Origin of the sequence: Streptomyces sp. NPDC052301 (assembly GCF_044593395.1) — a bacterium.
In the GTDB taxonomy this organism is placed as follows: domain Bacteria; phylum Actinomycetota; class Actinomycetes; order Streptomycetales; family Streptomycetaceae; genus Streptomyces.
Map to the genome: position 1 here is coordinate 64,623 of NZ_JBIUBE010000025.1, position 21,924 is coordinate 86,546.

At 68.2% G+C, this 21,924-nt stretch carries 20 protein-coding genes and 8 pseudogenes; 12 read left to right on the forward strand and 16 right to left on the reverse strand.

Annotated elements, in window-relative coordinates; genetic code table 11:
- The 4 genes from ACIHEJ_RS39475 to arr all read left to right on the forward strand — a co-directional run.
- A partial coding sequence (locus tag ACIHEJ_RS39475) for a transposase (RefSeq protein ID WP_400142677.1) occupies nucleotides 1-808 on the forward strand: 808 nt, incomplete at its 5' end.
- Between the two features lie 73 nt (nucleotides 809-881).
- Nucleotides 882-1,595, forward strand: a complete 714-nt coding sequence (locus tag ACIHEJ_RS39480; protein ID WP_400142678.1) for a VOC family protein — start codon at nucleotides 882-884, stop codon at nucleotides 1,593-1,595.
- Nucleotides 1,596-1,921: 326 nt separating this feature from the next.
- Complete coding sequence (locus tag ACIHEJ_RS39485; protein ID WP_400142679.1) at nucleotides 1,922-2,254, forward strand: hypothetical protein; 333 nt, start codon at nucleotides 1,922-1,924, stop codon at nucleotides 2,252-2,254.
- A 65-nt stretch (nucleotides 2,255-2,319) separates the two neighbouring features.
- Entirely contained in the window at nucleotides 2,320-2,730 is a 411-nt protein-coding gene (gene arr, locus ACIHEJ_RS39490; protein ID WP_400142680.1) for an NAD(+)--rifampin ADP-ribosyltransferase, read from the forward strand.
- A gap of 116 nt (nucleotides 2,731-2,846) precedes the next feature.
- Here the strand turns inward: arr and ACIHEJ_RS39495 are convergent, their stop codons facing one another.
- Nucleotides 2,847-3,248 (reverse strand): type II toxin-antitoxin system PemK/MazF family toxin, encoded by a 402-nt coding sequence (locus tag ACIHEJ_RS39495; protein WP_400142681.1) that lies wholly within the window; start codon nucleotides 3,246-3,248, stop codon nucleotides 2,847-2,849.
- A gap of 102 nt (nucleotides 3,249-3,350) precedes the next feature.
- On the opposite strand from ACIHEJ_RS39495, the pseudogene ACIHEJ_RS39500 reads away from it, so the two are divergent.
- Nucleotides 3,351-4,207, forward strand: a pseudogene (locus tag ACIHEJ_RS39500) (IS701 family transposase); the annotation flags it as partial.
- A 33-nt stretch (nucleotides 4,208-4,240) separates the two neighbouring features.
- Nucleotides 4,241-4,482 (forward strand): annotated as a pseudogene (locus tag ACIHEJ_RS39505) (transposase family protein); the annotation flags it as partial.
- Nucleotides 4,483-4,859: 377 nt separating this feature from the next.
- Here the strand turns inward: ACIHEJ_RS39505 and ACIHEJ_RS39510 are convergent.
- The 5 genes from ACIHEJ_RS39510 to ACIHEJ_RS39530 form a co-directional block, all read right to left on the reverse strand.
- Entirely contained in the window at nucleotides 4,860-5,081 is a 222-nt protein-coding gene (locus ACIHEJ_RS39510) for a hypothetical protein (protein WP_400142682.1), read from the reverse strand.
- Nucleotides 5,082-5,252: 171 nt separating this feature from the next.
- On the reverse strand, nucleotides 5,253-5,573 hold the full coding sequence (locus tag ACIHEJ_RS39515) for a hypothetical protein (protein ID WP_400142683.1): 321 nt from the start codon (nucleotides 5,571-5,573) through the stop codon (nucleotides 5,253-5,255).
- Between the two features lie 403 nt (nucleotides 5,574-5,976).
- Nucleotides 5,977-6,321, reverse strand: coding sequence for a hypothetical protein (locus ACIHEJ_RS39520; RefSeq protein WP_400142684.1), 345 nt, complete (start codon nucleotides 6,319-6,321; stop codon nucleotides 5,977-5,979).
- 132 nt (nucleotides 6,322-6,453) lie between these two features.
- The gene (locus tag ACIHEJ_RS39525; protein WP_400142685.1) at nucleotides 6,454-6,771 is read right to left on the reverse strand and encodes a hypothetical protein; all 318 of its coding nucleotides are present in this window, start codon (nucleotides 6,769-6,771) and stop codon (nucleotides 6,454-6,456) included.
- 86 nt (nucleotides 6,772-6,857) lie between these two features.
- Entirely contained in the window at nucleotides 6,858-7,760 is a 903-nt protein-coding gene (locus ACIHEJ_RS39530; protein WP_400142686.1) for a LysR family transcriptional regulator, read from the reverse strand.
- 82 nt (nucleotides 7,761-7,842) lie between these two features.
- Here ACIHEJ_RS39530 and ACIHEJ_RS39535 point away from each other — a divergent pair, with 82 nt between their 5' ends.
- Both ACIHEJ_RS39535 and ACIHEJ_RS39540 read left to right on the forward strand, forming a co-directional pair.
- Nucleotides 7,843-8,583: an SDR family oxidoreductase gene (locus ACIHEJ_RS39535; RefSeq protein WP_400142687.1), complete on the forward strand. Its 741-nt coding sequence runs from the start codon at nucleotides 7,843-7,845 to the stop codon at nucleotides 8,581-8,583.
- Nucleotides 8,584-8,972: 389 nt separating this feature from the next.
- Nucleotides 8,973-9,433 (forward strand): annotated as a pseudogene (locus tag ACIHEJ_RS39540) (transposase); the annotation flags it as partial.
- A 133-nt stretch (nucleotides 9,434-9,566) separates the two neighbouring features.
- Here the strand turns inward: ACIHEJ_RS39540 and ACIHEJ_RS39545 are convergent.
- A pseudogene (locus ACIHEJ_RS39545) lies at nucleotides 9,567-10,190 on the reverse strand (DUF6000 family protein).
- A gap of 72 nt (nucleotides 10,191-10,262) precedes the next feature.
- Between ACIHEJ_RS39545 and ACIHEJ_RS39550 the strand changes: the two are divergent.
- Together ACIHEJ_RS39550 and ACIHEJ_RS39555 are read left to right on the forward strand one after the other, a co-directional pair.
- Nucleotides 10,263-10,395, forward strand: a pseudogene (locus ACIHEJ_RS39550) (IS5/IS1182 family transposase); the annotation flags it as partial.
- 185 nt (nucleotides 10,396-10,580) lie between these two features.
- Nucleotides 10,581-11,603, forward strand: coding sequence for a DNA-directed RNA polymerase subunit alpha (locus ACIHEJ_RS39555; protein ID WP_400142688.1), 1,023 nt, complete (start codon nucleotides 10,581-10,583; stop codon nucleotides 11,601-11,603).
- Between the two features lie 704 nt (nucleotides 11,604-12,307).
- On the opposite strand, the gene ACIHEJ_RS39560 is transcribed toward ACIHEJ_RS39555, so the two are convergent.
- Together ACIHEJ_RS39560 and ACIHEJ_RS39565 are read right to left on the reverse strand one after the other, a co-directional pair.
- A complete protein-coding gene (locus ACIHEJ_RS39560) occupies nucleotides 12,308-13,831 on the reverse strand; it encodes an FAD-dependent monooxygenase (protein ID WP_400142689.1) in 1,524 nt (507 codons plus the stop codon).
- A 55-nt stretch (nucleotides 13,832-13,886) separates the two neighbouring features.
- Nucleotides 13,887-14,585 (reverse strand): TetR/AcrR family transcriptional regulator, encoded by a 699-nt coding sequence (locus ACIHEJ_RS39565; protein WP_400142690.1) that lies wholly within the window; start codon nucleotides 14,583-14,585, stop codon nucleotides 13,887-13,889.
- Nucleotides 14,586-14,785: 200 nt separating this feature from the next.
- Between ACIHEJ_RS39565 and ACIHEJ_RS39570 the strand changes: the two genes are divergently transcribed.
- On the forward strand, nucleotides 14,786-15,595 hold the full coding sequence (locus ACIHEJ_RS39570; protein ID WP_400142691.1) for a DUF427 domain-containing protein: 810 nt from the start codon (nucleotides 14,786-14,788) through the stop codon (nucleotides 15,593-15,595).
- A 150-nt stretch (nucleotides 15,596-15,745) separates the two neighbouring features.
- Here ACIHEJ_RS39570 and ACIHEJ_RS39575 read toward each other — a convergent pair whose 3' ends face one another.
- The 3 genes and pseudogenes from ACIHEJ_RS39575 to ACIHEJ_RS39585 form a co-directional block, all read right to left on the reverse strand.
- Complete coding sequence (locus tag ACIHEJ_RS39575) at nucleotides 15,746-16,759, reverse strand: cytochrome P450 (protein WP_400142698.1); 1,014 nt, start codon at nucleotides 16,757-16,759, stop codon at nucleotides 15,746-15,748.
- Between the two features lie 228 nt (nucleotides 16,760-16,987).
- Nucleotides 16,988-18,373, reverse strand: a pseudogene (locus ACIHEJ_RS39580) (NAD(P)/FAD-dependent oxidoreductase); the annotation flags it as partial.
- Nucleotides 18,370-18,597 carry a ferredoxin gene (locus ACIHEJ_RS39585; protein ID WP_400142692.1) on the reverse strand — a complete coding sequence of 76 codons (228 nt, stop codon included), beginning with the start codon at nucleotides 18,595-18,597 and terminating at the stop codon, nucleotides 18,370-18,372. The pseudogene ACIHEJ_RS39580 and the gene ACIHEJ_RS39585, both read right to left, overlap by 4 nt.
- A gap of 163 nt (nucleotides 18,598-18,760) precedes the next feature.
- Between ACIHEJ_RS39585 and ACIHEJ_RS39590 the strand changes: the two genes are divergently transcribed.
- Nucleotides 18,761-18,952 carry a hypothetical protein gene (locus ACIHEJ_RS39590; protein WP_400142693.1) on the forward strand — a complete coding sequence of 64 codons (192 nt, stop codon included), beginning with the start codon at nucleotides 18,761-18,763 and terminating at the stop codon, nucleotides 18,950-18,952.
- Between the two features lie 656 nt (nucleotides 18,953-19,608).
- Here the strand turns inward: ACIHEJ_RS39590 and ACIHEJ_RS39595 are convergent.
- The 4 genes and pseudogenes from ACIHEJ_RS39595 to ACIHEJ_RS39610 all read right to left on the reverse strand — a co-directional run.
- Nucleotides 19,609-20,049, reverse strand: coding sequence for a hypothetical protein (locus tag ACIHEJ_RS39595; RefSeq protein ID WP_400142694.1), 441 nt, complete (start codon nucleotides 20,047-20,049; stop codon nucleotides 19,609-19,611).
- A gap of 146 nt (nucleotides 20,050-20,195) precedes the next feature.
- Nucleotides 20,196-20,945, reverse strand: coding sequence for a hypothetical protein (locus tag ACIHEJ_RS39600; RefSeq protein WP_400142695.1), 750 nt, complete (start codon nucleotides 20,943-20,945; stop codon nucleotides 20,196-20,198).
- Nucleotides 20,946-21,060: 115 nt separating this feature from the next.
- Nucleotides 21,061-21,328, reverse strand: a pseudogene (locus ACIHEJ_RS39605) (cation acetate symporter); the annotation flags it as partial.
- 6 nt (nucleotides 21,329-21,334) lie between these two features.
- Nucleotides 21,335-21,752, reverse strand: a pseudogene (locus ACIHEJ_RS39610) (DUF485 domain-containing protein); the annotation flags it as partial.
- Nucleotides 21,753-21,924: the final 172 nt, after the last annotated feature.

A 21,924-nucleotide genomic window follows, 5' to 3' on the forward strand; every position in this document is an offset into this window, starting at 1 on the left:
AGCCCTGCCGTTGCGGCTGATCACGTACGTTTTCACCACCAAGGCGAGCGTCCCGGACGTGAAGGCCACCAGACCCGTTCAGCAGAACCTCGCCGACCGCGGCCTCACGCCGGGCGAGCACTACCTCGACGCCGGCTACCCGTCCGCCGACCTGATCCATGACGCCACCCGCCAGGGCATCACCATGGTCACCCCGGCCCTCCTCGACCACTCACCGCAGGCCAAGGCCGACGCCGGGTTCCACAAGAGCGCCTTCCGCATCGACTGGAAGGCCCGCCAGGCCCGCTGCCCGCAGGGCCGCACCAGCACCGGCTGGTTCCCCGTCCGGCAGCACGGCCGCGAGGCCATCGTCGTCCAATTCGCCCGCACCGACTGCCACGCCTGCCCCGCCCAGGACAAGTGCACCACCTCAGCGCGCGGCATCCGCATCCTCAGCCTCCGCCCCCGGGAACTCCACGAGACCCTGGCCAATGCCCGGGCCAAGCAGGCCACGAAGACATGGATGGCCAAGTACGCACTCCGCGCCGGTATCGAGGGCACCATCAACCAGGCCCTCGACGTCACCGGCCTCCGCCGAGCCCGCTACCGCGGACTGCCCAAGGTCCGCCTCCAACACGCCTTCTCCGCCACCGCCGTCAACGTCATCCGCCTCGACGCCCACTGGAACCCCGGCCAACCCTCCTTCACGCCCCGGACCAGCAGACTCACCCGCATCAGCCACCAACTCGCAGCCCGAACCCCCAAGGGTGCAGCTCCGGCTCCGGGGCAGCGGAATACTCGGCTGCAACTGAGGCTGACCCGCTCATAGGATCCTCGTTCGAGGCGCTGACACGGCGCCCTGCCGACCGTTGGCTCTCAACGGACCGAGGATGCGTGACGCAATGAGCAGCCGACTCTTCGCAATCTCCTTCGACGCGCACCAGCCCGAGCGCCTAGCGCATTTCTGGTCCGGCGTCCTGGGGTTGGAGAGAGCCGACGATTCTCACGATGGCGTCGCCCTGCTGTCCGGGAATGACGCCGGCTACCGCCTCGGCTTCCGTCCCTCCCAAACGCAGAAGGCCGCCCAGAACCGGCTGCACTTCGACCTGACCAGCTCCTCCCTGGAGGACCAGCAGGAGACCGTGGCCAGGGCACTCGACTTCGGTGCGCAGCACGCTGATGTCGGCCAGGGACCGGACGCGTCCCATGTGGTACTCGCGGACCCTGAGGGCAACGAGTTCTGTGTCATCGAGCCGGGCAACAATTTCCTCGCCGGCTGCGGCTTCATCGGAGCGCTCGCCTGCGATGGTTCGCAGACCGTGGGCTACTTCTGGAGCGAGGCGCTGGGCTGGCCGCTGGTGTGGGACCAGGACGAGGAGACCGCCATCCAGTCACCGAACGGCGGTACAAAGATCACGTGGGGTGGTCCGCCGCTCATGCCGGACCCCGGCAAGGACCTGCACTTCGACCTCGCACCGGACGACGATCAGCAAGCGGAGGTCGAGCGCCTGCTCTCCCTCGGGGCGAAGCGTCTCGACTCCGCGCACGGCAGGGACGGCGCAGTGCTGCTGGCCGACCCCGACGGCAACGAGTTCCGCGTGCTCACGCGACGGTGAAGCGGGAGCCGCGGTAGCCGGTTGCTGCCGCGAGGAGCGCAGCAGAGAGCCGGGCAGACCCCCGTCACCCAACGAGCAGCTCAACGTGTCCCGCGAGGAGAGAGCCACACCCAACCCTGAATTAAGCAGCAGAGTCTCGGGCGTCACTGCTTTCCGCCGGTTCACCGAGTGGTCGCAAGCTCGCGTGTGGGCCAGACTGCATCGTCTGATCCTCGACGAACCCGGCAGCCGGGGAGAGTTGGACTGGTCGCGGTGCGCCATCGACTCGGTGAGCGTCCCGGATATCCGCAGACAACACCCATGACAGCCAAGCCCTGCAGGTCCTTGTGCAAGGCATCCCGCCGCTCCGCTCACGCCGCGGGCCACGACGCCGACGCCCAGCCAAGCTGCACGCGGACAAGGACTACGACGATCCCCACCTGCGGCGATGGTTACGCACGCGCGGCATCATCCCTCGCATCGCGGTGCCGCGGCATCGAGAACTCCACACACCTGGGCCGACACCGCTGGGTCGCCGAACGCACCATCGCCTGGCTCACCGGCTGCCGCCGCCTGCGCCGTCGCTACGAGCGCAAGCCCGACCACTTCCTGGCCTTCACCGCGCCGGCAGCCTCCCTCATCTGCTACCGCAGACTCCCCAAATGAAATGGCTGCTGTGATCACGGCGTCCGAGCCGTCCTCTATAGTTCGCCGTCGCTACAGCTTGGCTTGATAACCTGTGTCGATGGACGAGGTGTTGGACGAGGGGCCGTTCTTCCACGGGACAAAGGCCGAGCTGCAGGTCGGTGATCACCTCACCGCCGGTTTCCGTTCTAACTACCGGCCCGAAATCGTGATGAACCACATCTACTTCACTGCGTTGCGTGACGGCGCGGGACTCGCCGCCGAACTCGCCGCCGGCGACGGGACACCGCGAGTGTATGTCGTCGAACCGACCGGGGAGTTCGAGAACGATCCCAACGTCACTGACAAGAAGTTCCCTGGCAATCCCACCCGCTCCTATCGCAGCAGGGAACCGCTCCGGATCGTTGGCGAGGTCACCGACTGGACGCGACAGACACCCGAAGCTCTCCAGATGTGGCGAGACCGGCTGGCCGCAATCCGGCTGGATGACCGCGCCGAAATCATCAACTAGTACTCCAGCCGTAGATCGTGATCTCGATGGTGAGGGGCGCCGAGGAGACAGGTGGCCAGCGTCGATCGTCTGGACGAGATCGGCCACGCCATCGGGGGCGTCCGTTCCTTCTCGGCCTACGCGAGTCCGCCGTGACGGAGGGCGTCCCTTATCTCGCTGAGCTTCGCGGTCGTCGCCGGGGTCCACTCCTTCTCCTGTTCACCGAGTCGGAAGGCATCCTCGATCTCGCTGAGCTTCGCTGAGGACAGGGCGCCCGCCCGCTCGATCAGGTCGTCTCGGGACACGGTGGTCAGCCACGTGCAAGGGGTAAAGCCTGGACGCGGGAACGCGAACCGCAGCACGCCTTCGAAGGGCAGTCCTTCCATGGCGCCTACTACCACTTCGACGCCCAGACCGCTGATGTCGACGCCCGCCGGAGCGACGACCTGCATCACCCGGATCCCGGACTCGTCGTCTCCCAGCAGTACGACCAGCCGCCGCTCGTCGAACTCGACCCACCAGACTTCGCCACGTTGCACATGTCCTCCTGACACGGGACGGCAGGCGGACGCTGCGCGACCCTGACGCGCTGTGGAGACGGTGCGGCCACTGTTGATCATCGGTGTGTGAAGACTGAAGATCATGCGGTGGCCGCAGGTCACAGCGTAGACCCTGCCCGCTGGCAGGAGGCGTTCGAGGGCCCCGACCGCTGCCGCGCCGCCGGGCTTGGCGGGGAGACTCCCTTCGCCACCAAACCGGAGCTGGTCGCCCGGTTCCTGGACGCCGGCCATCAGGCCGCATGGGTCGCGGGCGACGAGGTCTACGGCGGTAACCCCAAGCTGCGAGACGCGCTGGAGAAACGCGGCACCGGCTACATCCTCGCGGTGGCCTGCTCGCACGAAGTCACCACCGGCGCGGGGAAGTTCCGTGCGGACAGCTGGCCAAGAAGGTGCCCAAACGGACCTGGCAGAAGCTCTCCGCCGGGGCCGGAGCCAAGGGCCATCGCTTCTACGACTGGGCCGTCATCGACCTCGCCGACCCAAGGCCCGGCAGTCGCCAACTGCTGATCCGCCGCAACCGCAGCACCGGCGAACTCGCCTACTACCGCTGCTACTCGCCCACACCGGTGCCGCTGACCACGCTGGTGCGAGTCGCTGGATCAAGATGGCGAGTAGAAGAGTTCTTCCAATCCGGAAAGGGCCTGGCCGCCCTGGACGAGCATCAGGTCCGCCGCTACGCGTCCTGGTCCCGCTGGGTCACCCTGGGCATGCTCGCGCACGCCTTCCCCGCCATCGTCCGAGCAGACGAGCACGCCCGCCGTCCTGCACGAGACGCCCTCATACCGCTCACCTGCAACGAGATCCAACGCCTTTTCATCGCCCTGGTCGTCCAACCCGTCCACGACGTTGCCCATCGACTGGGCTGGTCCGCCTGGCGACGCCGCCACCAAGCCCGATCCCAGGCCAGCCACTACCAGCGACAAGCCGCCCAGGCATGAAGATCACGATCTACAGCTGGAGTACTAGAGGTTGCCCGGCCGTGGAGCCTGCCGTTGGAAGACCGGCTGCTGCTGGTCACGGCGTAGTGGCGCACGAACTTGACGCTGCGCCAGCCGACCCTGTTGTCGGCGTCTCGAAGTCCGCCGCGGACCGCGTGGTCGCCCAGTTCGGGCCGCTGCTCGCGCTCCGACCGCGTCAGCGGTTCGCGAAGGACACCGTGCTCATCGTGGACGGCGTCCTCGTGCCCACCCGCGACCACACGGCTGCCGAGCAGTTCACCGCTCTGCTCGTCCAGGCCCACGCCGAAGGAGGCCTGGACTGGGCTGTCGCGGTCGACCCTACCGTCGTGCACGCTCACCAGCACGCGGTAGGGGCCGCAGGAGGGGGCCCTACCGCCCGAGCCCGGACACCACGCGATCGGACGCTCAGGTGTGTGCAGGGGGCTGATCATGAAGATCCACATTGCCGCGGACAGCCTTTGCCGACCGTCGTGCTGTGTCCTCACGCCCGGCCAGGCGAATGATGCGCCCGCGTTCGAGCACGTCATGGCCGCTCCGCGCGTGCCCAGGGTGAGCGCGCACCCGGCCCTTCACATCGTAGGCATCGTCCTTTGGTCCGCCCGCTGAGCCCTGGGAGCCCACATGACGGAAATCAGTTCCACGGCTCTCTGTAGGGATTCTCACCGAGCACCTTCGCTGCGCTCACACAAAGGTGTTCGCCGTAGAGCTGGTTGCTGCCCCATTCGGAGCCCCACAGCTCTGACGCGGCCTGGGCCACAGCGCGCCAGGAGTAGTCCTCCTCGCATCGCCACGTACGAATCTGAACAGCCATCTCCGGGGTGATCGTCGCGGCATCCACAATGTTGTGCATCATTCCAGCGACCCTAGAGACGTCACGAAGAAGGTGGCCAGCGGATTACGTCCGCTGCCGCCCGTCCGACAGGTCCGGTAGTCCATTTATAGACAATGATCTTGTTGCTGGGGCATCACGCCCTGGATGGTCTGATCCCCGGTACGAGTGGGCGGGCACGGCTCTCGGGCCGTCTCAGGTGGGCTGGTCCGTAGGGTCGTTGCCGTCGCTCCCCGTACCGAAGAACCGGCCCTGTTCACAGAGGGAATCGATCTCGGTGATCTCCTCCTCGCTCAGTTGCGCGTCGAGTGCGATGCCGATGACGTGCCGGGCATGAGCCAATCGTCGAGCGACATCCCAGTCGGCGATGAACTTGCCGACGGTGTACTCGTCGGCGGTCCCGAAGTCCTGCAGGGATCCGAGTCGATCGAGGGAGACGACGAACTCGTTGAGGTCCTGCAGGATCGCCACGACCTCGCTGAGAGGCATGCGGACGTCACGGGAGGACATCTCCATCGCTGGCCCAATTCCTCTCCACACGGGGGATAGTGGTGGTGGGACGAGTCCGACTGGCTACAGACGCGGCCAACCGGCGGTCATCGTGGTCTGTGATGACAACAAAAGATCGAGCGGTGGTCGCAAGCACAGCGTAGAACCGATCCACTGGCAGGACGCATTCGAAGACCTGATGAGCCGGATCACGAGTCGTTGCGCGCAGGTGGAGCCCCGCCGACGGGTCCGGCGGTTGGTGCTCGGGCTGCTCTTCGACCTGCCGCGCAAGGCCTGCTGGGCGATCGGACGGGGTTCCAGGCCATCGCACGAGCGGTGCCAGAGCGGTCGGTGACCTGCACGGTCGCGGCATCAGGCGCGCCCCAGGATCACGTCCGGGTCATCGGTTTGTGAGCCGGAGTCAACAAGATCAAATGTCTTCTTCGGGTCCCACGTGGCGAAGGACGGTCTCATGCTCGCCCGCGGCGACGAGCCCGTCGATGACCTTGACCATCGACGGCAGACCTGCGTCGCGGACGATGAGGCCGTCCCAGCACCACCAGTAGTCGCCTTCTGGCTCGCCTGCCTGCTGCTGGCGGTCCATGATTCGGTGCACCTCATCCAGCGTGAACACAGTTCCGGACCAGCGATCGCCGTCATCGCGGATGACCCACATGTCCACATTGCAGACCATATCGAGGTCCTCTCCCGCACCGGGCACGAAGCAGATCTCGTATCCGTCACGCCTGACTCGATAGAAGGGGCCGTCCCACATGCTCACTCCATAGCACTCTGTCGCACGCCGCCTCATGGACAGACTCAGACGTCCGACCAGTGCACCACCCTCCGCCTGAAGGGCGTAGCAGACACGGCAGGTTGCAGGACAAGCTTAAGCTCGGCTTGTCGTTCAATCACAGGAAATCGGCGGGGGTGCGACCGGGGTGACATGGCCGGTCCAGGACCGGGGGTCTCGGGACGGATCCCAGGCCACTTCGGCGTCGCATGGGTGGAACTCCTGCGCAAGTCCCGCCACCATGGCGGCCGCAGCGGTCCGCGCCTCGGCGGGGTCGGCGTTGATCGGCACGTCGGCGAGGTCCCCGCAGAGTATTCCGCCTTCCACGGTGAGGACACCGTGGCGCCAGCCTTCCGGCGTCGTCAGCAGGACGATGCCCTTCGGCATGCCGAAGGGAGGCTGCTTCTCCTTCTCCCGCTTTCCTCTCACCATGGAGCCATCCAACATCGTCGGCTTCTTGCCGGTTCAGCCGGGCGGAGAAGGGAGCGCTAGTGCTCGGGGCAGGCAGCGTGCCCAGTTCACGTCAGCGTGTCCTGATACCTGATCTCACCTCGGCGCTCCGCGCCCGCTCCTGCCACCTCCGCCGCCTCCGCACTGGCGCGGATCAGCGCGGCCACCGCCCGTGATGTCGTCCGCTCCGGCCAGGCGACGACGACCGCGGTGGGCGGCGCGTCGAGCAGCGGCACGCACGCCACGTCGGGCCAGGCGCGCTGGCGCACCGACTCGGGCAGGACCGCGACCAGCTGGCCCAGAGCGACCAGCTGCATCACCTGCGAGATGTCACGCAGCTCGGGCAGACGGCCATCGGTGGCGTCCTCATCGTCGCCAGGCCATCGGGGCAGCTGTTCGCCGGTCAGGTCGGCGAGCGTCAAGGCGGCGCGGCCGGCGAGACGGTGGGCCCGGGGGAGCATGGCCATCTGGTCCTGGGTCAGCAGCGGTTCGGTGTCGAAGCCCGCGAGGTCGTCGTAGGGAGCGGTCAGGAACGCGACGTCGGCCCTGCCGTCGCGCAGCATCGGAGCCTGCTCCCCGATGCCGCAGACGATCACCTCGATGTCGACGGCGTCCGGATCGCGGCGGTAGTGCTGCAGGATCGACTCCAGCAGTCCCGCATCCCCGTTGGGCTTCATCGCCAGCGTGAGCTTCGGATCGGTCCGTCCTGCCCGTTGCGCGCGCCGGACCGACGCCGTGACCGCGTCCAGTGCCTTGCGGCTTTCGGTCAGGAAGACCTGGCCGGCGCCGGTGAGGTTCACCGATCGGCTGGTGCGTTCCAGCAGCTGCACGCCCATGCGTCGCTCCAGCCGGGCGATGGCGCGGGACAGCGGCGGCTGTGCCATGCCCAGGCGCTGTGCGGCGCGGCCGAAGTGCAGTTCCTCGGCGACGGCGACGAAGTAGGCGAGCTCACGCGTCTCCGGCACATCCATACCCGCAGGGTATCGGTCGAGACGCTACCAGTGTTGGCCGGCGCGCTCGGTGCGGTGGTGTGCTGGGCCCATGAACGAAACCATGATCACCCTGGTGACCGGCGCGAACAAGGGCATCGGCCGCCAGATCGCCGCCCAGCTCGGAGCCCTAGGCCACAGCGTCGTCGTCGGCGCCCGCAACACCGAACTCGGCCAGAAGGCCGCCACCGAGCTGCGGGAAAGCGGTGCTGATGCGACTTCGGTCATGCTCGACGTGACAGACCCGGACTCGGCCGCCGCAGCCGCCGCCGAGATCGAAGCCCGCTACGGCAGGCTCGACGCCCTGGTCAACAACGCCGGTATCGGCGTCCCTCCGGGCAGCGACCTGGGCCACCAGCGCCCGAGCACGGCGGACATGGACGTCCTGCGCGCCGTCTTCGAGACCAACTACTTCGGGATAATCGCCGTCACCAACGCGATGCTGCCGCTGCTGCGCCGATCAGCCTCGCCGCGGATCGTCAACGTGTCCAGTTCGGTGGGCTCGCTCAGCATCAACGCAGACCTGAAAGGCACCGACGGACCGCCGCTGATGCCGGTCTCTGCCGGGTACGTCACATCGAAGACGGCGCTTACGGCGCTCACCCTGCAATACGCTTGGGACCTGCTGGCCGAGGACATCAAGGTCAACGCCGTCTGCCCCGGCTACGTCGCCACCGACCTGAACGGCCACCGCGGCCACCGCACGCCGGCCGAAGGCGCGGTGGCCGCCGTCCGCATGGCCACCATCGGCGCCGACGGACCGACCGGCACCTTCACCGACGATGAGGGCCCGGCGCCCTGGTGAGCTGACCAGAGATTCTCAATCCACGCGTTCCCCGGCCAGGTCGTCGCCCCGCCGCGCAAACCGAAGGACAACGCCCCGCTCGGCGACCACCACGCCTGGCGCAACGAACGCCGCCGACAGTGCTCCGACCGGATCTGCGTGGAGCACGCCAACGCCGAGTAGAAGCAATGGGCACCGCTGCGCCGCCACACCGGGGACCGTGAGGACTTCCCCGAGGTCCAGGCCGCGATAACCGGCCTGGTCTACGACCGCTCCGCCCGCCGGGCCACCCGCGGCAAGACCAGCAAGGAACTCGTCCTCGTCCGCGACGCCCGCCCGACAGCCTGCTGATCACCCCAGCCGGAACCCGCAGGCCGGCCTGCCCCGAGCACTATCGCTCCCCGACTCGTAAGCTCCGCAACGCAAACGTCTTGGACTTCTCCCGGGCGGCGGTCGACGCTCGCACATCCGGGCACTAAAGGGGGCTCCAAGACGGGACGAAGTCCCGTTGAGCTGGGCAGGCCGGCAGCAAGCATCACGTGATCACCGACGCCACTGGCATCCCGCTCGCCGCCACCTTGACCGGCGGGAACCGCAACGACGTCACTCAGCTGATCCCGCTCCTCCAGGCAGTGCCACCGGTGCGGGTCAGGCGAGGCCGACCCCGGAGCCGCCCCGAAGTGGTGCTGGGAGGCCGGGTCCACGACCAGGACAAGTACCGCCGACTGGTCTGGGACCTCGGCGTGAAGCCGCTCATTGCCCGCCGGGGCGCCGGGCACGGCTCCGGGCTGGGCGCCCAGGCCTGGTCGCGGAACGCACCTTCGCTCACTTGGACTGGTTCCGCCGTCTGCGGATCCGATGGGAGATTCGCGAGGTTGGAGCCAGTGCCGACGGCCACGGGATGATTTCTGCCGCCGGCCAGGGGTGCGACGGACCGTCTGAGCGCCGGGAGACCCAACCGAGGGGTCCGAAGCAGTCGGCGTCCAGGGGGTCAGGTGGGGACGTCAGCGCCTGGTTTCCATTGTGGCGAAGACTTCAGCGCACTCGCCGGCGAAGGAACAGAGCTGGTCCACGACCTGCCGGTACTCCTGCGGATCCCGCATTATGCTCGGCCTGGCATCGGTCCACTGCTGCCACAGGCCACCGGCGGCGAGGTAGGGAGATGCCCGCTCGGCCCCAAGGGCGGCATCGAGGTGAAGCAGTGTGCTGAGAGCCATGGTCTGGTCGTAGCCGAGGTCGGGTCGAAGCAAGTAGCGATCAAGGTATCTGCAGACCAGATCGGCGTCCGCGCTGGTGCCAAATGTGGCCAGAGTGATGCAGTAGGCCCCGCTGTAGGGGCCTCCGCCGGCCAGCAGCAGTTCGCCGATGCGGCTGCGGAACTCGGTCCTGCCGGCAACAGCAACCAGCCAGGAGGCAGTCCTGCGCTCTCGTCACCCGCCCTCGAAAAGGATGGCGAGCTCAGCGGGAGTGATCTCCCCGGCAGCCTGGACCAGCTCCCTCACGAACAGCTCGCGCTCAGACCCGCTCAACCGCAGCGAACTTCCACCCAGCCGAAGGTACCGTCGGCCGGGCGTGACGAATCGTCGGACCAGGTCCATCAGCTCGGGGTCGGTGTTGGCATGACGCATGGCTGCATCTTTGCCCCGGCGAGGACCCAGCTGCCAGCGGTTTACCCAGGGGGCCCGAGCAGCGATTGGTGACGGCCTGCGAAACTGCACGCCGACAAGAAGATACGGCTATGACCACCTGCGTCGATGGCTCCATGGACCTCGAATCCACCATCGCATCGCCCGCGAGGGCATCGAGTCCTCACAACGGCTGGGCCGCCAACGCACCGACACCCATCTCACCGATCGACAGCGGGGCGCCGGCCGAAGGAAGCGACGTCTCAGGGTCTGCCGACCGGCTGGCAGGGGTGCGGGGTCGGCGGTTCGGCGCCATCGGAGGCGGCACCGCCCGTACCCTCGTGGTGTCCACGGCGCTATATAGCGGGCGCCAAACCCTGGAGGCAATACCTCGTGCTGATTGCTCAGCGTCCTTCGTTGACCGAAGAGGTCGTCGACGAGTTCCGCTCCCGGTTCGTGATCGAGCCGCTGGAGCCGGGCTTCGGCTACACCCTCGGCAACTCCCTGCGCCGTACCCTCCTGTCCTCGATCCCCGGCGCTGCTGTCACCAGCATCCGGATCGACGGCGTGCTGCACGAGTTCACCACCGTGCCGGGCGTCAAGGAGGACGTCACCGACCTGATCCTCAACATCAAGCAGCTGGTCGTCTCCTCGGAGCACGACGAGCCGGTCGTGATGTACCTGCGCAAGCAGGGTCCGGGTCTGGTCACCGCCGCCGACATCGCGCCGCCGGCCGGTGTCGAGGTGCACAACCCCGACCTCGTCCTCGCCACGCTCAACGGCAAGGGCAAGCTGGAGATGGAGCTGACGGTCGAGCGCGGCCGCGGTTACGTCTCCGCCGTGCAGAACAAGCAGGTGGGCCAGGAGATCGGCCGTGTCCCGGTCGACTCCATCTACTCGCCGGTTCTCAAGGTCACCTACAAGGTCGAGGCGACCCGTGTCGAGCAGCGCACCGACTTCGACAAGCTGATCGTCGACGTCGAGACCAAGCAGGCCATGCGTCCGCGTGACGCCATGGCGTCGGCCGGCAAGACCCTGGTCGAGCTGTTCGGTCTGGCGCGCGAGCTCAACATCGACGCCGAGGGCATCGACATGGGCCCGTCCCCGACGGACGCCGCCCTGGCCGCCGACCTCGCGCTGCCGATCGAGGAGCTGGAGCTCACGGTCCGCTCCTACAACTGCCTCAAGCGTGAGGGCATCCACTCCGTGGGTGAGCTCGTCGCCCGCTCCGAGGCCGACCTGCTGGACATCCGCAACTTCGGTGCGAAGTCCATCGACGAGGTCAAGGCGAAGCTGGCCGGCATGGGCCTGGCCCTGAAGGACAGCCCGCCCGGATTCGACCCCACGGCCGCTGCCGACGCCTTCGGCTCGGACGACGACGGGAACTCGGGTTTCATGGAGACCGAACAGTACTGAACGCCTTGCCTGCTTGCGGGGAGCCAGGAGGGACAGGGGGAGCCGGCGAAGTGCACCGGCCGGCCCTACCCGGCTCCCCGTGACGGAGATGCTCCAGCCCTCCGAGCCTGGTCAAGATGGTGAAGCAGCTGGGCAGGGTCGATGAGCACCACGAAGTCCGGCAGCACTCCCGGAACGGGCCGCCCCGCCTCGTCCTGGCTGCCGGCTTCGGCCTGCCAACCGATCAAGTGGATGACTCGATAGGGGTGTGGCCGTGCTGTGCCCGTCGGCTTCAGCCGAGGTCGGTGGCGGGCTCGGTCGCGTAGCGGCCACGAGCCTGCGGGCGGTGGCGTCGTGATCTGCCGCAGTGTCGCGTGCTCGAAGGGCTCGACGCAGCTGACGGAATTGTTCGGTGCCTGCGGGGAGGCGCCCCAGGGGCGAAGCCATGCACCTGTGTGCGGGGTCGAACCTTCGGCACTGGCGGGGGCGTTGACGGAGCTGTTCACGGTCGTTGCCCTTCGGCTGTCGGGTATGCCGACGGTGCTTGAGGTGTCGGTGCTCGAGGAGTTCGATGCGGGGCGGCCTTGCCCGATGCGGTGGAGGGGCGCCTTGGCTTCATCGGCGGTCCTGGGCTTCCGGAGCGATGCTGCCGGCGCACGGGAGGCCGATCCGCGGGGAGTGAACGGCACCGCGCCTGACACGGGGCCGGGTAGCAGCCGTTCGTTCTAGTTCTGCGGCGCGCCGAACCACTGGGCGGCCGCCTGTTCGAACGCGTCGCGATCCGGGGCGGGCTCGCTCGCCCAGGCCACGACGCCGTCGGGCCGAATCAGCGCGCCACCCAGCCCGAGGTCGTTGCGCGCCCGGCCGGCCGTGTAGGAGATCCGCCTCTCCCACCCTTTGGCCGCGGCCTGAAGCGCACGGTCGGTGCTGAAGTCGAGCACAACTCCCCGCCCATGGCACAGCAGTTCGCCGAGGCGGGTGCCGTCCTCGAAGCGGAAGTCCGGGGCGCTGCGGCCGACGAAGGGTTGTTCGCCGCCCAGGCCGTAGCGGTTGAACAGCCCCGACGTCCTTCGGTACACGTGGGTTGTTCCGTCGGTGGTGCGCATCAGGTCGTGGACGAGTTGACGCAGCGCGGGGGCGTTGGGGCCCGGCTTCATGGTCGCGACCTGGGCGCGGGACCAGTCGAGCACGGCGGCGCCGACGGGGTGCCGCTCGGTGGTGTAGGTGTCGAGCAGGCCCTCGGGTGCCCAGCCGCGCACGGTGGCGGCGAGCTTCCATCCCAGGTTGACGGCGTCACCGATGCCGAGGTTGAGGCCCTGGCCGCCCAGGGGCGAGTGGATGTGTGCTGCGTCGCCGGCGAGCAGCACTCGGCCCTCGCGATACGTCGTCGTCTGCATCGCGCGGTCGGTGAAGCTGGAGGCGAGATGGACCTCGCTCAGCGTCACGTCGGTGCCGCTGATGCGGCGCAGGACCGTCTGGAGGTGTTCGCGGGTCAGCGGCTGCGAGCGGTCGAAGGTGCCGTCGTCGAAGTCCATCATGCCCACATGCCCTTCGAGGGGCGTACGCAGATACATGCCGTTCGGCGTCAGGTTGAACCCGAGCGGCAGCTGCTCGGGGTCGGCGAAGGTGACCTTGGCGACGTAGCCGGTGAACAGCGGCTCGGTGCCCACGAATTCGAAGCGGGCGAGCTGACGTACGGTGCTGCGCCCGCCGTCACAACCCACCAGCCAGCGCCCCTGGTACTCCTGGCCGCCTGCCGTGACGAGGACGGATTCTGTGTCCTGCGCCACGGCCGTGACGAGAGCATTCCGGATGATCTCGACTCCTAGAGCGGTGGCTCGCTCGCACAGAACGGATCCGGCCGCTTCCAGGCTCGTCATGAACCCTTCCATCGCCGGGCTGGGCAGCCGGGGCGGGAGGGCGGCTATGTCGATGCCGGCCGCGGCGAGCGTCATGCCCGCGAAATGGCTTAGCCCACGAGGGTCGGGCGCCTCGACCGCTTCCGGATCCGCACCCACCTGCTGCGGGTCGACTCCCGAAGCCTGCGCCATCGCCTGCAGGAGGCCGCGGCGGTAGAACGTCTCGGCCGACCCGGCGTTCAAACCCCTTAGCCCCAGCGGTAACGCCTTCAGGGGCGAGGTGAGTTCCGGGTCCCGCTCGAGGACCAGCACCGAGCATCCGGACAGGGCCAGCTCGCCGGCCAGGAACAGGCCGACCGGGCCACTGCCCGCGATCACGACGTCATGCATGAGAGGTGTCCTTTCGAGGAACGAACGACGGGTCCGCCGGGCCGGATCGGCCGGGTCAGCGCAGATGGGTGAGGCCGTCGAGGATGACGGCGATGCCGGTGAGGAACTGCTCGCGGTCGTCGTGCTCTCTCATCTGGCCGACGATGGCGTGCATGAACGGGTGGGTCTCCGGGTCGAGCCCCTGCCAAGCGGTCGACGCCGCGTCGAAGAACTCGTCGCGATCCCTGTCGGGGTCGATCCCTGAGGTGTCCCCCTCGATGCGGGCGTTCTGGCTGACGGCTCCGAGGATGTAGTGCACGAGCGTCGAGGCCGCGTCGAACCAGGAGACTCGTGGCACGCCAAGGGCGCCCATCTGCCCGCCGATCCGCTCGAAGATCCCCACCGTCACCGGGCCGACCGGATTCCGGATGATCTGGAGGGTCAGCCGCGTGGCGAGCCACCGGTGTGCGGCGATGGCATCGAACAGCGCCAGCGCGACGACACGGATCTCGTCCCCGGGCGTGTCCGCGGTCCCGGCGGGCCGGGTCGCCAGCGCCGCGCCGATCACGGTTTCCGTCGCCGTGTCGAGCAGGTCGTCACGGGTGCCCACGTGGTAGTAGATCGCCCCGGAACCGGTGGACAGCCGTTCGGTCAGCGCCCGGATGGTCAGCGCGCTCTCGCCGCCCGCATCGAGCATCTCGACCGCAGTGTCGATGATCTGCTCCCGGGAGAGCACCTGGTTGCGCCGCTGTGGCCGGCCTGCTCGCGTGGTCATACCTCGAGGGTCGCACATTTGGTACAGCGATCCAAGTTGGTGCACCGTACCAAATCGGGCGCGCTTCGACGTGGCGCTGTCGAGGTCGTCGTCCCTCATTCGACGGAGTGCCTGTCGGGTGACGGCACGGGCGGCGGTTCGAGCGTTCGCCGGGAAAGCTGGACGTACGAGTGCGGCCGAGCGGAGTGGGGTGATCGCCGATGGCGGATGAAAGTGTCGACTATCCAGGTCTCATCGTCCCGGTGGGGCATGTCGAGCCGGTGCCGAGGCGTATCCGTGCCCAGGTCGGCGGCCGGTGGGTATGCGACACCCGGCGTGCGTTGTACGTGTGGGAGTGGCCCGGCTATCCGCAGTACAGCATTCCGCTGCGGGATCTGGCTGCGGGCGTCCTGACCGACGACGGCCGCGTTGGCCGGCTGGGCCCCGGGCCCGCACGACGGCACTCGCTGCGGGTCGGCTCCGAGGTCCGTGAGGGTGCGGCATGGGTCTGGGACGAGGGGGCCCCTGCCGCACTCATCGGCACCGCCCGTTTCCGGTGGGACGCGATCGACGCGTGGTACGAGGAGGAAGAACAGGTCTTCGTCCACCCGAGGAGCCCGTACAGCCGGGTGGATGCGCTGCGTTCGTCCAGCAGCGTGCGCGTCGAGGTGGGCGGCACCGTCCTGGCGGATGCACCGTTTTCGGTGAAGCTCCTCGAAACCGGCCTGCCGACCCGCTACTACCTGGAGCGTGCCTATGTCGACTGGACCCTGCTGCGTTCCTCGGACACGGTGACGGCGTGTCCGTACAAGGGCAGGACCAGCGAGTATTGGTCGTTCGTGGGCGGGGCCGTCGTCCATGACGATCTTGCCTGGGCGTACGACTTCCCGACGGTGTCGTGCGCCGCCATCGCAGGGATGGTCGCCTTCTACAACGAGCACGTCGACCTGTACGTGGACGGCGTCCTGCTCCCGCGGCCCACCGCCCTCTCGCGGGCTCAGTGGGACAAGCAGCAGCGGGCACATTCCTGAGCCGTTCGCCGCCAGCCGTGGATCGGCTGGCCAGAGCCTGTCGGGCCGATCATGTGTCTGGCTGAGGCACCTGATGGCCGAAGGGGAGATGAGCCGGGCCGAGGCGGTCGTACTCGTGCAGAGGATCAGGGGCCGGCCTCGGCTGCCCCGTCAGCCGTCACCCTGCTCGATGTCCAGATGGATCGGACCTCGAAGAACGGGGCTGCGCCGGTACGGCGGCGGGTCGGTGACCAGCCTGGGGCGGTCGAGTCGGCGTACCAGCTCGGTCAGCGCGATCTGGGTTTCCCTCCGGGCCAGCGGGCCGCCGAAGCACAGGTGGATGCCGCTGCCGAACCCCAAGTGCTGGTTGTCACGCCGATCCGGGTCGAAGCGGTCGGGATGGTGGAAGCGCTTCGGATCGCGGTTGCCTGAGGCCAGCATGAGCATGATCTGCGAGCCCTTGGGGATGAGGGTGTCGGCGACGGTGATGTCGCTGTACGCCGCTCGCCAGGGAATGATGTGCACCGGGGGTTCGTAGCGCAGCAGTTCCTCCACCAGCGGCACGACGAGGTCCGGTTCGTCGCGCAGTCGCTGCAGCACGTGCGGGTGGCGAAGCAGCGTCAGCATGCCGTTGGCGATGAGGTTGACGGTTGTCTCGTGGCCGGCGATGAGCAGCAGTTTGGCGGTGGCGGCGATTTCGGTGTCGGTCATCCGTCCGTCGGGCCCGTCGTCGTTGGCCAGCCGGGCCAGCAGATCGTCGCCCGGCCGGTTGTGGCGCTGTTCCACAAGCGTGCCGAGGGCTTGGAGCAAGTCCTTGCGAGCCTGTACGCCCTTGTCCAGTTTCTCCTTCGGATCGGTCTGGGGGTCGTAGTCGATCGAGTTCATGATGTCGTTCACCCAGAGGTGGAACCTCGGTTCGTCCCCGCGCGGCACGCCGAGCAGGTGACAGGTCACGGTCAGGGGGAACAGGGAGGCGAAATCGTCGACGATGTCGATCCGCTCCATGCCCGCCACATCGTCGATCAGGCTGCCGACGGTGGCGGTCAGGAAGCCGTCGAGCCCGGTCACCAGCCCAGGGGTGTGCGGGGGACCGAAGTGACGCATCGCCACACGCCGCAGGCGATCATGCTCGGGCGGGTCCATGTGGATGAAAGACGACGTGGCCCTTCCCTCGGCCGAGGGCATCGGACGCGACAGATTCCGCACGTCAGAACTCAGATGCGGGTCATTCAGTACGGCCGTGATCTCGCGATGGGTACTGATGACGTAGCTACCGTCCTCCTGTCGCGCCACCGGCGTCTCGCGCAACTCGGCATACAGCGGGTACGGGTCGGCCCGGGCGGAGTAGTCGAAGATCCGTTGCAGCGCGCCGGGCGTCTCGGTCGTGGTCACCCGGCCTTCCGCCGGCCGATGCCGGCGGGGCACGGTCGTGACGCGGCGCTCAGCCGGTTCACGACTCGTGACGACCGCGGTAGCGCCCTGAGCGAGCAGGGCGGGGCCGGGGAAGTCGACGGGCATCGGTTTCAGGTCGGCCGGCCGGTCCGGCGTGGGGCAGGGGGGCGGGAAAGGCGCGGCCGTCTCGATCAATCGTCGGTAGTGGTTGAGCCACTTTCCGTCATTGAAGCTCACGGCAGCCGTGACCCGGCCCCGATAGCCGTATGCGGTGACGAAACGGTGGTCGTCCAGCGATCCCTGGGTGATGACCACCTCGTCGGCGAAGGTCGGCACGCCGACGGACTTGATGTTGACGCCGAACTGGATCGACCAGAACAGCGGGAGGGACAGGTGGGGCCAGCGGTCCGACTGAGCGCTGACCATGTTGTGTGCCGCGACCTCTGCCTGCTCCACGGCGTTGGCCCAGTGCTCGAGTGAGAGGAGCCGGTCTTCATAGATGGGGTTCGGGCAACGTGCCACGTCTCCCGCGGCGAAGACGTCGTCGAGGGCGCGGCCCTTGATGTCGAGCGCGCGGCAGCCCGTGTCGCAGGTGATTCCCCACACGCCCGCCGCCACTCCCGACTCCCGCAGCCACTCGGTGTTGCGGATGCTCCCGAGTGCCACCACCGCCACATCGGCGTCGACCGAGCTGCCGTCGTCGAAGTGAGCACGGCGAAACCGTCCCTGTGCGTCGCCCCCGAGCCGGGTGACCTTGACACCGCAACGCAGGTCGACGCCGTGAGCGCGCTGCATGTCCGCCGCGACCTCACCGATCACGGCACCTAGCGCCCCGGCCAGCGGGGCCGCCCCGATCTCGGCGACGGTCACTGGGATGTCCCGTTCCCGGCAGATGGAGGCGATCTCGGAGCCGGTGAATCCCGCTCCGATGATCAGAACGCGGGAAGGCCCGGCGGCGAGGGCTCGCTGCAGGCCGTCGGCATGCTCGCGTGTACGTACGACGAACACGCCGTCCAGGGCCCCCTCGGACTCGACGAACCAGGGACGTGCCCGTACGCCGGTGCAGATCAGCACCCGGTCGAAGGGGACCTCGCGTCCGTCGGCGAGTCGCACGTGCTTCGTCGCGAGGTCCAGCGCGCCGGCGGGCACGCCCAGCAGCCACTCCGCATCGAGGCCACGACGGCGGGGCAAAGCGGTACCCCCGGCCGGCACCCACCCGGACAGTACCTGCTTGGACAGGGGAGGCCGGTCGTAGGGTTCGCCCAACTCGTCGCCGATCATGGTCAGCGATCCGGTGAAGCCCTCGTCCCGCAGCGCCTCGGCGGCCCGCAGTCCCGCCAGCGACGCCCCGACGACCACGATGCGGCCGTCGCGCTTGAAGGCTTGCAGGTCGTCGGCACCGGTCACGGCGGCGACGCCTCCGCCGGTGCGTGCCGCGCCTCCGGCTGGTCGACCAGAATCGCCTGGACCGGGCAGGCAGCCGTGGCGCGTAGCACTTTGTCGCGCAGGACGTCATCGGGGTTCGGGTCGTACAGGAGCGCTTCCTCACCGTGCATCCGGAACGCCTCCGGAGCCAGGAACGCGCACTGCGCATACCCTTCACATCGGGAAAGATCGACAACGACCCTCATCCCGACCTCCACAGTGAGCGGGAGTTGCCGACCCTTGCGCCGATGCCACTTCGGTGCGCAACGAGGGGGATCCGGGGCGCGCTCGCGCTGAGCGCGCCCCCTTGGGCACCGGCGGCGGCCATTACAGGCCCACGATGATCAGGACAGGTCCGCCGTCGAATCGGTGATCGAAGCGATCGTGGCCGAAGCGGTGACCGAAGCGGAATCCGCCGTGGTCGAATCCGTGGTCGAAGCAGCGCCAGTCGTCGCCGAAGCATCGGCCGGCGGTCACATGGGTGTGCACGGCAGGGGCTGCTGCTGCGGCCATGCCGGCCGCGCCGATCGCAGCGCCGCCGGCCATCAGAACGGCAGCTGACGTCGCGACGAGACGCCTAGCGCCTTTTACTCGCATGATGAATGCACTCTTCCTTCTGCTGCGTCGGCCCGTGCGGCCGGGCCGACGTCGTTTTGGCGGCACGAAGCGGATGACCGCGGCCGCGAGGGCGCGGCACGGTCGTGGGCGTCGCCCCGGGCGTTCGAGGAGCATGTCTCGCATCCAAGATCCCCGCTGCACGGGAACCAGCCGAACAGGGACGTATCCCAGGTTGCAGCCGTACTTCGGTTACGTATGCGGCGCCCCTTCGGATTGCCGTTCCGGCGGAAAACCATGTGGCACGGGCTGCCGGAATGCCGTCGCTGGCTCAGCGTGACGGTACCGATACCGTCGAGTCCGATGGCCCGGCAGGCCAGAGCGATCCGGTTGGACGGCGCCTTGACGGAACTCTGTCTCTCCTGCGACGCCCGCCGTCCCCCAGCCGCCAGGTGACTGGCCCTTCGTCGAAGACCTCGCTGCCCGCCTCGGCGCCTCCCTGGCCACCCCCCGGCACACCGGATCAGTGTCTTCCGTCGGCGCGGTCGGCGCCGGCCCCGGACTCCTGACCCGCATCCTGCACCAGCTCCCCCTCGGCTGCGTGCTGCTGTTCGGCCGCGCTGCGGATGGTCCCTGCCGTCGGCCGGTGACGGCGAGGGGGTCTACTCCGCCAGGTCCGGTGTCTGTATCGGGTGGCGGAATCCGCCCGAGCGCAGGGCCAGGATCCCGACGCCTGCCAGTGCCCAGAGGACGCCCACGATCTTGGCCGGGGTGTCCAGGCTGATCCACAGGGCCACGTTCACGACGAGTCCGAGGGCCGGCAGCAGCAGTTGGAGTACGGCGGCGGCGGGCCCGCGGGCGTCCGCCCGCCCCGCGCGCCGGTCGCGGACCCAGAACCCGATCACCGCCAGGTTCACCGCGGCGAAGGCGCGTGTCGCGTACGTGCTGAGAGACTGCGCCTCGGAACGGACTGGACCACCCGCCACGGCGGTGCAGCCCACGAGCGGGAACACCACAAGTGCCCCGGCGACGCACAGCCCCGGGAGCCTGAACCGGCGGTGGGAAGCGGATGCCGCGGGAGCGGCGGAAGGAGTCGGCGTCATGAAGCCATCCGAACACCGCGACCCGGGCCGACGGCACCGTCGCCCTCCTCAGTCTCGTACTCAGAAGTGACTGTGTTCGACGGGTGGCCCGGCGGGCCGGGTTTCGTGTTCGGCCACGGGTGAGATGCCGCAAGTGTCCCGAGCGGTCAGGGCGTGGGTGAGGCGTCGGTGAGTGACATCCACTCTCGGATCGTCTCCTGGTGCGAACCGCTCGCTGTGCTCGCAGCCACTGCCTCGGCGTCCTCGGCGAAGCATGGGGTTCCTGCTCGGGTGAGCAGGATGAGGGGCCACACGGGGCCCGCGCCGACCGGTTCTCCGTCGAAGGCGGTCCAGTCCCAGGGTCCGTCGAACCGCCATGCCCGGCCGACGGCGTCGGCGACTTCGTCGCCCGCCTGGAGAGATGCGTACGGACGCATCAACAGGTCGAAGGTGAAGGGGATTCCGTCGCCAGGGTGGATGGGGTATCCCGAGCCGTCGAGATGGCTCCCGTCCGGGAACTCGCGATAGGACAGACCTCGGCGCAGCACGGTCACGGTCTGTGTGGGATGAGGCAGCCAGGCCGTCTCCAGCGGGGGATCATGGTGGTCGACGGCCGTCACGTGCACAACGGTGGGTGGCACGCCGACTCTGCAGAGATCTCCCGCCTTCAGCTGTTCGGGCGGAGGGTCCGTACGAAACAGCTCGGCCTCCACCTCAGGCTGGGCGCTTGCGCCGTTGTGCACGCCGAGGGCGACGATCCCGTTCCAGTGCGCGAACGCGTTGTCGTTGTCGATCTCCCACCACGGCCATCGCACCGACACGTGGTTCCAGGTGACACCCTGCTCGACCGTGGTGACCGTGTAGGGGCAAGCGACCGACAGCACGTCCCCGACCCGGAAGTCCCCCGCATCCATCATTCGGCCAGGGTAGACGGGCCTGCTCGGCGGTCTGCGAGGGCCTGCCTGCCACGGTCCTGCTCGGGGCTCGTGGGCCGACCACCGCGCTCAGTCACAACAGACTGGTCGGGGGGTGTCAGTTCCTTCGTCGTACCGCCCCTGCCAGGATCCATGCTTCGACAGCCTCGTACTGACGGCGCTGTTCCTCCGCCTTGTGCCGCCCGGAGATCCTTGTTCCCATCCAGCCGAGAGAAGCCCAGCGGTATGGAGACAAGGCCGGTGGTGGTGAACGGGAACCAGTTGAAGTCGGAGTGCGGGAAGGCGGAGAAGGGGCAGCCGGAGACCAGGTTGGTGCCGGTCATGAGGACGAGGGTGGTGAGTGTGCCGCCGGTCAGGGTCAGCAGGGCCACTCCCCGCTTCGCGTCCAGCTCGGCCTGCTGACGAATGCGGTCCGCGATCGGGTCGACCCTGCGACGCCGGTGTGCTCGTACAACCCGACCGACAGGCAGGTGACGGGTACCTGCACGAGCGCGAGCAGCAGCCCCAGGGACAGGCCGCCCGAGACAGCGCCCGCCATCAGCGACGGGGCGAACGCGGACAGCACCAGAAAGAGCGTGAAGTATCCCAGCGCGCCGCCACGCGCCGCTGGACGCGGTAGGCACTGCGCAGCACGCGCAGGTCGCTGTGGTGACCGAGTGCCGTACGAGGCGTCGACCCCCTGTCGGACTCTGGTTGTGGCTGCCGGGAGTACGTGACGTCGGAAGGGGGGAGATCGGGGCGGCTCTGTGTAGTTTTCGGGGCCTGGGGGCTTGGCGAGGCGTGATGTGGGCCATGCGAGCGGGATCACATCCTAAAGAGGGCCGTAGCCCCGGACCTCCCTGAAATGCACCAATACCAGCCCATGCGAACAATTCGGGCATTTCTTCGAAAGTGGGTAGTAGGTCACATCGTTGCGTCCGGTCCGGGCGGCCGCTAATCATGGCTGTCGTCGCTGCGAGCC

Excerpts from the sequence above, each read along its gene's own strand:
- ACIHEJ_RS39480 (WP_400142678.1), top strand. The coding sequence starts at position 882 with ATGAGCAGCCGACTCTTCGCAATCTCCTTCGACGCGCACCAGCCCGAG.
- arr (WP_400142680.1), top strand. The coding sequence starts at position 2,320 with ATGGACGAGGTGTTGGACGAGGGGCCGTTCTTCCACGGGACAAAGGCC.
- ACIHEJ_RS39510 (WP_400142682.1), bottom strand. The coding sequence starts at position 5,081 with ATGATGCACAACATTGTGGATGCCGCGACGATCACCCCGGAGATGGCT.
- ACIHEJ_RS39515 (WP_400142683.1), bottom strand. The coding sequence starts at position 5,573 with ATGGAGATGTCCTCCCGTGACGTCCGCATGCCTCTCAGCGAGGTCGTG.
- ACIHEJ_RS39520 (WP_400142684.1), bottom strand. The coding sequence starts at position 6,321 with ATGTGGGACGGCCCCTTCTATCGAGTCAGGCGTGACGGATACGAGATC.
- ACIHEJ_RS39525 (WP_400142685.1), bottom strand. The coding sequence starts at position 6,771 with ATGGTGAGAGGAAAGCGGGAGAAGGAGAAGCAGCCTCCCTTCGGCATG.
- ACIHEJ_RS39530 (WP_400142686.1), bottom strand. The coding sequence starts at position 7,760 with ATGGATGTGCCGGAGACGCGTGAGCTCGCCTACTTCGTCGCCGTCGCC.
- ACIHEJ_RS39535 (WP_400142687.1), top strand. The coding sequence starts at position 7,843 with ATGATCACCCTGGTGACCGGCGCGAACAAGGGCATCGGCCGCCAGATC.
- ACIHEJ_RS39560 (WP_400142689.1), bottom strand. The coding sequence starts at position 13,831 with ATGCATGACGTCGTGATCGCGGGCAGTGGCCCGGTCGGCCTGTTCCTG.
- ACIHEJ_RS39565 (WP_400142690.1), bottom strand. The coding sequence starts at position 14,585 with ATGACCACGCGAGCAGGCCGGCCACAGCGGCGCAACCAGGTGCTCTCC.
- ACIHEJ_RS39570 (WP_400142691.1), top strand. The coding sequence starts at position 14,786 with ATGGCGGATGAAAGTGTCGACTATCCAGGTCTCATCGTCCCGGTGGGG.
- ACIHEJ_RS39575 (WP_400142698.1), bottom strand. The coding sequence starts at position 16,759 with ATGCCCTCGGCCGAGGGAAGGGCCACGTCGTCTTTCATCCACATGGAC.
- ACIHEJ_RS39585 (WP_400142692.1), bottom strand. The coding sequence starts at position 18,597 with ATGAGGGTCGTTGTCGATCTTTCCCGATGTGAAGGGTATGCGCAGTGC.
- ACIHEJ_RS39595 (WP_400142694.1), bottom strand. The coding sequence starts at position 20,049 with ATGACGCCGACTCCTTCCGCCGCTCCCGCGGCATCCGCTTCCCACCGC.
- ACIHEJ_RS39600 (WP_400142695.1), bottom strand. The coding sequence starts at position 20,945 with ATGATGGATGCGGGGGACTTCCGGGTCGGGGACGTGCTGTCGGTCGCT.